Genomic DNA, 8157 nt, shown 5'->3' with positions numbered 1-8157 from the left:
TTTCGACAGATGGAAGAACATCGCACACTTTCTTTTCCAGCATGATTCTGAAACTCTTGATGAAATACACGATAAATAAAATTCGCACCAAAGTTATTATCCTTACACAGATAATATTTTACATGATAACCCAAATGATAGATATCTTCTCTTGAAAGATTTCTGTTGCTTACAGGAACAAGATCAATGTCTATGGTATCGTTCTCAATGACCTTCTTTATATCAAGAAGTAAGATATGAGCATCTTCATTAGAACTCAAATGAGAAGCCACAAATTTTTGAATAAGTACACAAAAAAGTTCTATCAGTTGTTGCTTGCGTTTCTTTGATCTATCATCAATTTCTGCATGAATAGGGATAAAACTAAATTCAGATCGAAAGATTCTAGTACTTTCTTCTAAAGCAGAATGTATTCCAAGATGAAATTTACAGAATACTACTTTATGGACAAACATACAAATTAAGCCAAGACAAAGGAGCAGGCTTAAAATGGATGAACTGGAAAGGAAGACAGTAGTCAGTGAAGACATTCTAAAGACAGTCTGTATATATGCCCCTTTTTCCCTGCAATACAGAATTCCAAGAATATCCAGCTGTATGAATCCTAACACCATCAACAGCATGATAGTATTATCAGCATAACGTGTGCATTTAACTAATTTCTTCTTATCCATATCAGCATTTCTTTTGCACAAACTTAAATATTTCTGTGCTAATTACTGATATTTGAGAATAAGTTTTAACAATAAATAGTGCACAAAAGATGATATTACATTGATTTACACACTATTATTGTAGTTTATTGTATATTCTATTTAAGTGATATTTTATTTGCAGACTCTCGCTTTTTCTCATCTACAAGGTCAGCATAGATTTGTGTTGTAGATACATTTCTATGGGTAAGCATTTTACTGACCGTATAAATATCAGTACCTTCCGCTATCTGAAGTGTAGCAAAGGTGTGTCTGAAACAATGAAAGGTAATATGCTTGGTAATACCGGCATCTTTCAGCCAGTTTTGAAGAGGCACCTGGCAAAAACAGCGTTTCATGCCTTTAAAAACAGTTCCTATTGCCTTTTGTTGCCCACAAAGTTCGAAAGCTTCATCACTGATAGGAAGAGTGGCTACAGATTTGGTTTTGATTGTGGTTATACGCATGCAATAACCGCCCTCAGAAGCTTTCTCAATATTTTCCCACTTAAGATTCATCACATCACTTATGCGAAGACCTGTAAGGCATGAAAAAAGTGAAGCACGTTTAAGAACATCGATCTTACAAGGAGTTCTGGCTAGCTTTTTAAGCTCTTCAAGGGTAAGATATTCTTTGTGAACATCCTCTGTATCAATTTTTTCCAAGAAATCATTGATATTTTCATCTATCATTTTACTATGATAAGCAATCTTCAATAATGCCCTAAAAGTGGACCAGTAACTCGCAGCAGAATTCTGACTGATAGTATGGAATGTGCCATTTTTATTGGCTTTGGAAAGAAGATACTCTTTAAATTTATTGCAGAAAGACTGATTTATATCCCCAAACGTACATGTTCCACCGCAAAAATCATAAAAATGTTCATAGACTATATCCCATTTTTGGTCTTTTTTCCAGCATATTTTCTTATAGTAGGCCAGGAAGTCTTCCTTCAGATGAAATTTGTTAAAGCAGTCAAGATCATTATTTATAAGAGCTACACTGCGGCGACAGCGAATAACTTCCGATTTTTCCAACATTTCTTCATTATATTCACGTTCTATCTTATTCTTTGGCTTGGCATAGATATAAATGCCAAGATATTCTCTGCGTTGCATCTTCAAGGTATATGGATTTCTGAAGGCCGGATAATAATCCAGATAAAGAGAAAACATCCCTTTGCTGATAGGACGCTGACGTAATGTTACTTTGGTACATGATTTATACATAATTCCCTTTTTAAAATTATTACTTACAAATTTAACCAGTTTATTCATAGAGCAATCTTAAACTGTTGTTACTCTACTGCAAACCGAAAATATGCCGTTATTTACTAATCCTTGGCAACAAAAATATGAAAATCTCCATTCTTTTTTTCTAACAAAACTTTGTCAAATTCGATCCTGGAGATTCTAATATAACTGCCGACTTTAATTCTTGGAATATCATAGCGTTTAAAGATATAAGAAATCTGGTCTTTTGTCAAACCATACTTCTTCGTTATTTCTTCTTTGGTATAGTAGTTCGAATTTTCTATGCCATTATTGAGGCCTTTAAGATTGTCTATATGAAGCTTGGAGTAGTAGCGTTCTTTACCATGGGTCAGACGAGGAATATGATGTCGCATGACAAATGACAGTACTGCAGCATGTGACATTTGGAATTTCTTCATAATCTGGTCAATTGTGTAGTAATCGAAAGGGGAGAAGTTTACAAGTAGATTAGCAAAATACTTTTCTACATCCTCTTTACTATAGTAGACATTACGGCCCTGATAAAACTTTGTAATAGGGAATTTGGCAAGACGGTTCATTGCCATCTTCTTACTAATGTTGTATCGCTCCATAATCTGACGCATAGTATAATGCTTGGAAGTTGGTTTACGCCCTAATTGGTTTACACGCTTACGATATTGTGGGGCATTATCAAACAAACGCTCTACATCGCTTCTTCTGATAATGGTATGTCCCAGAATTTGAAGGGCCGGAATTAGTTGAGATTGTAGGTATCTATAACATGTCGCACGGCTTATGCCAAGCAGGATCCCTGCTTCTGTGGGCGAAAGGTAAGGCCTCCCATCAATATTTTGAATTTGAGAATTGGTATCCTTTACCTCCTCATCATATTCATACTGCTCCATTTTTTTTTGTCTCTGTTGGTGCTTGTATGACGCTCTCATGCACTTTTTGGAGCAAAATCGGGTCGTCAAAGTGTGGGCAACGAAGTCCCTTCCACACCATTCACACGTTCTTTTAATGTCCATTTTTGTAAAAAATTTGTTATCTAAGTCACCTTTTTTGTCTCATATCGTCTCACATTTTCTCATAGCGTCTCACTAGAACCTTTGATGACGACACATGTAATCTCATAGCGTCTCACCATGCCCTTCAATAACACATTTGTCAAAATCTCATAGCGTCTCATCGTTCCCTTGAATGACGTTTTTGAGAGCAATTTTTAATGTCAAGAAAAAATCAACGGTACAAATAGGGTACAAGAAATAGGGCAAAAAGAAACACTATCAAGCAGATAGTGTTTAAAGTGAAATAGTGTAAAGTGTTATAAATCAAACACTTTACACTATTTTAGTAATGGATAGTAATCGATATTAATGGGCAATTATTTTCCGATGCAGAAATGCTTGAAGATGTTGTTCAAGACTTCTGCAGGGGTGATTTGACCACCCGTAATTTCACCGAGTTGATTCAGGCATATCCGCAGGTCCTCTGACAAGAGATCACCACTCAAATTGTCTTTTAAACCCTGTAGCACCCGCTCGATGCTTTCCTTTCCGGCCATCAGTGCATTATAGTGCCGTGCACTGGTCACTATGACCGTATTCTCATTTATTTCAGGTATATTCGCAGCAACATATAGTTTCTCCTCCAAATCCGGAATATGGGTACCAGTCTTGGCACTGAGTAAAACGACAGGGATAGTAGGAGGGACCTTGACAGAACTACTGTCCTTATCTATCTTATTGCGGACGAGTATCAAGGACTTTCCTTTGGTGCGAGACCGGATGTCTTCTATTTCGCGGTCTGAAGGTTGGCAATCCACAATCCATAAGACAATGGCAGCTTCTTCAATCTTCTTATAAGTCAGTTCTATGCCCAGTTTCTCTACCTGATCATCCGTTTTCCGAAGTCCGGCAGTATCAATGAACCTAAAAGTGAGACCATGTATCTCAGTGGTATCTTCAATAGCATCACGAGTCGTCCCGTCTATATCACTGACGATCGCCTTATCCTCATGAAGGAGTTGGTTGAGCAGTGTGCTCTTACCGACATTCGTCTTGCCGACAATAGCCACGGGAATGCCATTCTTAAGCGCATTACCTGTTTCAAAAGAACGGGCAAGTCGGGTAATATTCTCGTCAATCGTCTGTGCCAATTGTTTGAGTTGGCTTCGATCAGCAAACTCAAGGTCCTCATGATCACTGAAATCAAGTTCGAGTTCAACCAAGGAAGTCATTTTAAGTAATTGTTCTCGCAATTTACCTAACTCACTACTGAAATGACCTTTAAGTTGACTAATTGCCAAGTGATGTGAAGCCCTGTTGGTAGCAGCGACCAAATCAGCGACAGCTTCTGCCTGACTGAGATCCATTTTCCCATTCAAATAAGCCCGACGTGTATACTCCCCAGGACCAGCCTGACGGCAACCATTGTCAATCAACAGTTTCAATACCTGACCGAGAACATACCGGCTGCCATGACAGGAGATCTCAGTGGAATCCTCACCTGTATAACTGTGAGGCGCACGGAACACGCTGACCAGAACATCGTCAACAACCTGCTTGTTCTGATCGATTATCTCTCCATAATGGACGGTATTCGCTGCAGCCTCAGATAAAGACTTGATACCTGCAGGACGGAATATCCGGTCTGTTATGGCAATAGCTTCCTTTCCACTTACCCGAATAATCCCTATGGCTCCTCCCGCTGCAGTAGCCAGGGCACAAATCGTATCGTTATCCATTTAAATCCTATCCAAAACCAATTTTACTAATCCGTCAATGGAATTCTTGTAACCGGCATTGGCTTTACGGGCGAGTCTGTTGGCTATGACCATGCAACAGGTGAGTGCCTGATGACCCATCAATTGCGACAAACCTTCTACAGCAGAACTCTCCATCTCGAAATTAGTGATCTTAAGTCCTTGGTATTCAAATTTTTCTATTTTTTCATTCAAGTTAGGATCTGCAAGAGGCAGACGCAGTTCACGTCCCTGAGGGCCGAAGAAACCACCGCAGGCAATCGTCACCCCTCTCACCATATCTTTCTGAGCAACACGGTTGAGGAGAGCCTGATTACTTGTAGCCACATACGGGTTGCCGATCTTCTCATTCCAGTTGACCTGCCGCTTGAACTCACGTTCAAAGTCGAGGTCACTGGCCTTATCTCTGCCAGCATAGAAATTGAGCAATCCGTCAAAACCGATGCTCTTGACACTCGCAATGAAAGTTCCCGTAGGCGTATTGGGCTGCAAACCACCACAAGTACCGACACGGACAATCGTGAGTGAGCGCAGATGATCCTTTACCATACGCGTCTTGAAATCTATATTTGCCAAGGCATCCAGTTCGTTCAGGACAATGTCAATGTTGTCACATCCGATGCCCGTACTGATCACCGTCATGCGCTTGCCGTTATACTCACCCGTAACGGAATGAAATTCCCGGTTCTCGACTTCACTTTCTACAGTTTGAAAATGAGAAGAAACGAGTTTGACCCGTCCCGGATCACCTACAAGGATGACCTTGTCAGCCAATTGTTCAGGTGTGAGATGCAAATGGAATATACTACCGTCAGAATTGATGATCAATTCCGATTCTGCAAAATATTGTGCCATAGTTTCTGTCTTTTAATCGTATTCAGATGGATACGTGTTTATAAATAAGAAACTACAAAAATACAAAAAGTAAGGGAAATAAACAAGCATTTTAGGTTTTATTTCGGATCACTTTCACGCTACAAGAAACCGGAAAAACACCCTGAAAACAAAGGCAGGTTCAAAGTATGAATGTACCTTGAACCTGACTTCCGAAACATCCCCTATCAATCAGATCACCTGCCCCTGGAGTTTCATATCCATACTGGCTGCAGCACGCCTGCCGTCGCCCATCGCCAAAATAACAGTAGCACCGCCACGGACGATATCGCCACCGGCATAGATTTCCGGTCTGCTGGACTGCATCTGATCATTGACGACAATCGTATTCTTCCGTCCCAACTGCAGTCCCTTTATCGACTTGGGAACAAGTGGGTTAGGAGAGACACCTATAGCCACGATGACCTGATCACAATCCACAGTAACCGTTTGGCCTGTTGCAACCGGTCTTCGCCTGCCACTGTCGTCAGGTTCCCCGAGTTCCATGACATCCAGGACGGCAGCCCTGACCTGATCTTTATCATCAGAAAGATAATATTTGGGATTATGCAGCGTCAGGAAGTGGATACCTTCCTCCTTGGCATGCTTGACTTCCTCCAGACGGGCGGGCATCTCAGCCTCACTGCGCCTGTAAACCAGTGTGACATCTGCTCCAAGCCGCTTTGCCGTCCTGCACGAATCCATCGCTGTATTGCCACCGCCCACGACGATCACCTTCTTTCCGATGTTAATCGGGGTATCCGTCAACGGGTTCGCTGCATCCATCAAATTCACGCGTGTCAGATATTCATTGGAACTCATGACATTGATGAGATTCTCACCGGGAATATTCATGAAACTTGGGAGTCCTGCACCTGACCCGACGAAGATCCCTTTGAAACCTTTGGATTCAAGTTCTTCGATCTTGATCGTCTTTCCGATAATGCAATCCGTGTGGAAATGGACGCCCATTCTCCTGAGGTTCTCCACCTCGACATCAACGATACGGTTGGGCAGGCGGAACTCAGGTATGCCATACTTCAGAACCCCGCCGATTTCATGAAGGGCTTCAAATACAAAGACCTCATATCCCTTCTTGACCATATCGCCTGCAAAACTCAATCCCGAAGGACCTGAGCCTACCACTGCCACTTTTATGCCGTTTCCCGGGGCAAGGACAGGAACAGAAGCCTTTCCGCTCTCACGCTCATAGTCAGCAGCGAAACGTTCCAGATAACCTATTGCAACAGCTTTCTGACCCATCCTCAGATGAATGCACTTACTCTCGCACTGTTTTTCCTGCGGGCAGACACGGCCGCAGACTGCCGGCAAAGCTGAAGTATCTTTCAATACCTTGGCAGCAGCGAGAAACTGGCCCCGCTCTATATTCTTGATGAATGACGGTATATTAATACTTACAGGACAACCCTCGACACAAGTCGGTTTTCCGCAATCCAGACACCTTTTGGCTTCAGTCAGTGCCATCTCTTTCGTGAGTCCACGGTCGACTTCCTCAAGGCGGGTCGTAGCACGATAAACCGGATCCAACTCCGGCATCATAACTCGAGATATTGCATTCCGTTCCTTTGGTTTCATGGAAAAGCGCAAGTCTTTACGCCACTGTGCATTACGGTCAGTAAGCACACTGATAGGATCGTCCGTTGGTCGCACGTCCATCGTGATGACTGCCGCCTTTTTCTCATCAGAGTCAAGGGAGACGGAGTCCAAGTGTTTTTGGTAGTTTTCCATCTTCTCATGCTCGGCATTCTTGAATGTCCCCATACGCTTGAACATCTCGTCCCAGTCGACCAAATCCCCATCAAACTCCGGGCCATCTATACAGACGAATTTTGTCTTTCCGCCAATAGTCAAGCGGCAGGCACCGCACATTCCCGTACCGTCTACCATGATCGTATTCAAGGAAACGAAATTAGGAATACTGTATTTCTTGGCGAGTAGAGAGGTGAACTTCATCATGACCGGAGGACCGATGGCAATTACCCGGTCGACATGCTCACGTTTCAAGACCTCTTCGACCCCAACTGTGACGACGCCCTGTTGACCATAAGACCCGTCATCAGTCATGATGATCAGTTCATCGGAATATTGTCTGACGTCATCTACCATGATAACAAGATCCTTCGTACGGCCGGCGAGGACAGAGACCACCTTGTTGCCGGCTTTCTTCAAGGCTGTCAGGATAGGAAGGATCGCTGCTATGCCGATGCCACCTCCGGCACAAACCACCGTCCCATAATTCTCTATATCGGAAGGGTTACCCAAAGGTCCCACGATATCATGAACACTGTCCCCAACATTCAAATTGCACAATTTAGTAGAGGAGAGACCTACCTCCTGAACGACAAGGGTCAGAGTGCCCTTTGCCGGATCAGCTTTGGCAATGGTATAAGGTACACGCTCACTGACATTGTCAACTCTAATAATAATAAAGTTACCAGGTTTACAACTTGAAGCAATCAGTGGAGCTTCTACTTCCAAGCAAAAAACCTTATCGGAGAATTGCTCTTTCTTGAGGATCTTATACATAACACTTGGATTTAATTTTTCTATAAACTGAAGGAATATATAGGAC

General features: G+C 42.3%; 6 protein-coding genes. All 6 read right to left on the bottom strand.

What is annotated here, in order from left to right:
• Nucleotides 1-674 (bottom strand): hypothetical protein (locus NG821_RS04325; protein WP_252760432.1); only part of this gene is annotated, 674 nt, incomplete at its 3' end.
• A 137-nt stretch (nucleotides 675-811) separates the two neighbouring features.
• Entirely contained in the window at nucleotides 812-1921 is a 1110-nt protein-coding gene (locus tag NG821_RS04320) for a site-specific integrase (protein WP_252760435.1), read from the bottom strand.
• 104 nt (nucleotides 1922-2025) lie between these two features.
• Complete coding sequence (locus NG821_RS04315) at nucleotides 2026-2832, bottom strand: helix-turn-helix domain-containing protein (RefSeq protein ID WP_252760431.1); 807 nt, start codon at nucleotides 2830-2832, stop codon at nucleotides 2026-2028.
• Between the two features lie 479 nt (nucleotides 2833-3311).
• On the bottom strand, nucleotides 3312-4673 hold the full coding sequence (mnmE, locus tag NG821_RS04310) for a tRNA uridine-5-carboxymethylaminomethyl(34) synthesis GTPase MnmE (RefSeq protein WP_252760430.1): 1362 nt from the start codon (nucleotides 4671-4673) through the stop codon (nucleotides 3312-3314).
• Nucleotides 4674-5546 carry a nucleoside phosphorylase gene (locus tag NG821_RS04305; protein WP_252760429.1) on the bottom strand — a complete coding sequence of 291 codons (873 nt, stop codon included), beginning with the start codon at nucleotides 5544-5546 and terminating at the stop codon, nucleotides 4674-4676.
• Between the two features lie 210 nt (nucleotides 5547-5756).
• Complete coding sequence (locus tag NG821_RS04300) at nucleotides 5757-8111, bottom strand: bifunctional dihydroorotate dehydrogenase B NAD binding subunit/NADPH-dependent glutamate synthase (protein ID WP_252760428.1); 2355 nt, start codon at nucleotides 8109-8111, stop codon at nucleotides 5757-5759.
• Between the last annotated feature and the right edge of the window lie 46 nt (nucleotides 8112-8157).

The sequence above is a fragment of the Segatella cerevisiae genome, from assembly GCF_024054555.1.
GTDB lineage: Bacteria > Bacteroidota > Bacteroidia > Bacteroidales > Bacteroidaceae > Prevotella > Prevotella cerevisiae.
This window is presented reverse-complemented; position numbering and strand designations above follow the sequence as displayed.